We start from the raw sequence: 3,471 nt of genomic DNA, 5'->3' as shown, positions 1-3,471 counted from the left end.
TCGATGACCTGCCCGGTGATGTAGCGGGCCCGGTCCGACGCGAGGAAGCACACCAGCGCGGCGACGTCCTCGGCGGAACCGAACTCCCGTGACGGGATGAGGCTCTTCACACGTTCGACCTGCGGCTCGGGGATCGCGGCCGTCATGTCGGTGGCGATGAAGCCGGGGGCGACCGCGTTGACCGTCACCCCGAGGCCGCCGACCTCCTTCGCCAGCGCCTTGGTGAAGCCGATCACCCCGGACTTGGAGGCGGAGTACGCGGTCTGGCCCGGCGCGCCGTGGATACCGGAGGCGGAGGTGACGTTGACGATGGTGCCGCGCCGGCGCCGTACCAGCGGCATCACCAGCGGCCGGGTCACGTTGAACATGCTGCCGAGGTTGGTCTCCACCACCTCGTCCCACTGCTCGCGGCGCATCCGGGCGAAGCTGACGTCGTGGGTGACGCCGGCGTTGTTGACGAGCACGTCCAGTTCCCCGTCGAGCGCGCGCAGTGCCTCCGCGGCGAACCGGCTCGCGTCCGCGGTGTCGCCGACCCGGCCCGGCAGCGCGGTGCACTGCTGGTCGGGGTAGGCGGCACGCATCTCCTCGGACAGGTCGGCGGCGGCAGCGGCGCTGGAGTGGTAGCCGAAGACCACGTGGGCGCCCTGCGCGAGGGCGAGCCGGACCACCTCGGCACCGATGCCGCGCGCGCCACCGGTGACCACGCACTTGCGGCCGCTCAACGGCAGGTCATCGGCCACCGCCTGCCCCCTCCCCGGCCATCACGAGCTTCGCCTTCTTGTTGTCGACCTCCCGTTCGCGCAGCGCGCGGTAGCGCTCCTCGGCGAGCAGCGTGGAGACCATCGGGGTGTAGAAGGGGCCGTCGCCGACCAGGGTGATCTTCTCGGGGGTGATCTCGGCCAGGCCGCGCGAGGCGAGCCCGTCCCAGACGGTGGCGAACTCCTCGTAGACGTCGACGCCCATCGAGGCGCGCAGCCCGGTCCGGTCCAGTTCCATGCCGAGCAGGTGCCGGAAGACGGTGGCCAGCACCCAGTCGTCGGACTGGTAGCGGAAGGCCCGCTCGACCGGCAGCCGGCCCTCGTCGACCGCGGCCTTGTAGAGCGACAGGTTCCGCTGGTTGATGTACGACCAGGACCGGCCGGGGCCGAGGGTGGCGGCGCCGAAGAAGGAGATCGCCGCGTAGCCGAGGCCCAGCGCGTCGGAGACGTCGTGCAGTTGGGGCCGGTAGCCCTCGCGGAAGTCTCGGCTGGTCGGGTCGCCGGGCTTGCGGAAGCTGTACGCGCCGTGCTGCTCGTAGCCCTGGTCGAGCAGGTAGTCCCGGCCGACCCGGTACATCTCCAAGTTGCTGAGGGTACTGGGGAGTTCGTGGAAGCGGTTGAGCGCGAAGTCGGTGGGGCCGCCGACGTTCAGCTCGTAGTGGGTGATGTCGTAGACGTTCCAGGAGACCAGGGTCTTGAGGTCCTCCAGCATGGTCTCGACGGTCTGCTGCGGCCAGCCGAAGATCACGTCGACGTTGGCGGCGAGGCCGAACTCCCGGGCCCAGTCCAGGCTCTGGATCACGTGCCGGGTGGTCTGCTTCCGGCCACTGAGGCTGTTCAGCCGCTCGTTGACCTGCTGGACGCCCATGCTGATCCGGTTCATCCCGGAGTCGCGGATCGCCTGCATCTTGTCCCGGGTGAAGAGCTGGGGGATGCCTTCGAGGGTGAGGTCGGCGCCCTCGGCGATGTTCGGGAAGAGCCGGTTCACCAGCTCCATGATCTTCAGGTAGTGCGCCGGGCGGTACAGATTGGAGGTGCCGCCGCCGAAGTACGCCGAGCCGAGCCGGGCGCCGGTCAACCGGTCGCGGTACAGCTCGGCCTCGCGCTCGACGTAGCCGTAGTAGTCCTCCAGGGCGTCGTTGCCCTTGAACTCCTCGACCGGGAACAGGCAGTAGCCGCACTTCCCGGGGTCGGTCTTGATGCAGTACGGCACGCCGATGTACAGGAACATGTCGGGCGCCTGGCCCGCCTTCTGGAGCTTGCGGCGGTCCTCGGTGATCTCGTCGGCGGCGATGGTGGGTTCGGTCCAGTAGCGCGGCGAGGGGAAGCCGTGCTGGATCTTGTTGACCTGGCGTTGTTCGAGGTGGCTGTCGATGTAGTCCGTGACGTATGTGGAATCCAGCATGGTCCGGCTCATTCCTCCGGGAGGGTTTCCTGCGGGCCTGGGCGTTGTCGGCGGTCCGGCGGTCCGGCGGTCCGGGGCGCTCGGCGCGCCGGGTACGGCGTGCGGGTGCGGGTGCTGCGGGTGCTGCGGGTGCGCGGCGGTGCGCCGGCTGTGGGCGCACCGCCGCGGGGGTCAGACGGTCGCGGTGGCCGGCTCCAGGGACAGCACCCGGTCGAGGAGGAAGTCCGCGAGCCCCTCGATGGTCTGGTAGTCGAGGGCTTCCATCGCCTTGTAGCGGAACTCCAACTTCTCCTGGATGCGCCGTTGGAGCGCGGTGACGCGGAGGGAGTCCAGGCCGATCTCCAGCAGCGCGAGGGACGGGTCGATGCCGTCGGCGACCATGTCCATCTCGGCGGACGCCTTGCCCAGCGTCTCCCTGACCTCCGCTGCCAGCCACTCGATGACCGTCTGCTTGCGGTCCTCGGGGCCGAGGGGCGCGAGCGCCTCCAGCAGTTCCCGGCGGCTGCGGCCGCTGCTCTGTCCGGCGTTCTCGCCGGGATCGGGCAGGTCGCCGCCGGCCAGCGCGCCGGCGTGCCGGAACTCGACGCCTTCGAGGTCGGCGACGATCCGGCCCTCGCTGTCGGTCAGCCGCAGGTCGACCACGAAGCCGGTCCGCGCGTCGTGCGGGCGGCGCCGCACATGCGCCCAGACCTCACCGGGCAGTGGCCCGGGCAGGGTGAGCCGGCGCAGCGCGACCGGGATGTAGCCGCCGGCCAGCAGGGAGTTGGCGGCGGTCTCCGGGTCGTCGGTCTCGGGGCCGGCCGCTCCCGCGGGGGTGAGGAAGAGCGCCGCGGCGAGCTGGAGCGCGCCGTCCAGGATGGTGGCGAGCCGGTACGGGTGCGGCTCGACGGGTGCGCCGTCGGGCGCGGAGGTGATCCGGCCGAGCGCTTCCTCACGGCCGGGGTCGGCCAGCCGCAGCTCGCGCACGGTGGCGAAGTGGAAGCCGTGTTCGAGGCCGCCGTCGCGCAGCGTGCCGTAGAGCTGGGCGGGGCGCAGCTCGTGGGGTGCCTCGGCGCGCAGCGCGTCCGGCAGCCGTCCGGCCCGCTCGGTGCGCGGGGCGGGCGCGATGGTGCCGTGGCAGTGCTCGGACCAGTTGCTCCCGGTGCTGCTGCCGGTGACGGTGAAGCGGCGCTCGCCGCCCGGCTCGGGCGCGGTCAGGGTGACCCGGGCGGTGCTCGGCACGCCGGGCGCGAGCACCAGCGGGCGGTTGAACTCCACGTCACTGAGCACCAGTTGGGCGCCGTCGCCGTTGGCCGCGCCGTTCGCCTC

General features: G+C 71.5%; 3 protein-coding genes. All 3 read right to left on the bottom strand.

Annotated features, from left to right (window positions below; translation table 11 throughout):
• A partial coding sequence (gene fabG, locus AC13HU_RS34430; protein WP_483045925.1) for a 3-oxoacyl-ACP reductase FabG occupies positions 1–740 on the bottom strand: 740 nt, incomplete at its 3' end.
• On the bottom strand, positions 730–2,163 hold the full coding sequence (locus AC13HU_RS34425; protein WP_483045924.1) for a coproporphyrinogen-III oxidase family protein: 1,434 nt from the start codon (positions 2,161–2,163) through the stop codon (positions 730–732). The genes fabG and AC13HU_RS34425, both read right to left, overlap by 11 nt.
• A gap of 171 nt (positions 2,164–2,334) precedes the next feature.
• Positions 2,335–3,471, bottom strand: a 1,137-nt coding sequence (locus tag AC13HU_RS34420) for a polyketide synthase dehydratase domain-containing protein (protein ID WP_483045923.1), incomplete at its 5' end; no start/stop codon positions are given.

Source organism: Streptomyces sp. NH27 (assembly GCF_056859195.1).
This window is presented reverse-complemented; position numbering and strand designations above follow the sequence as displayed.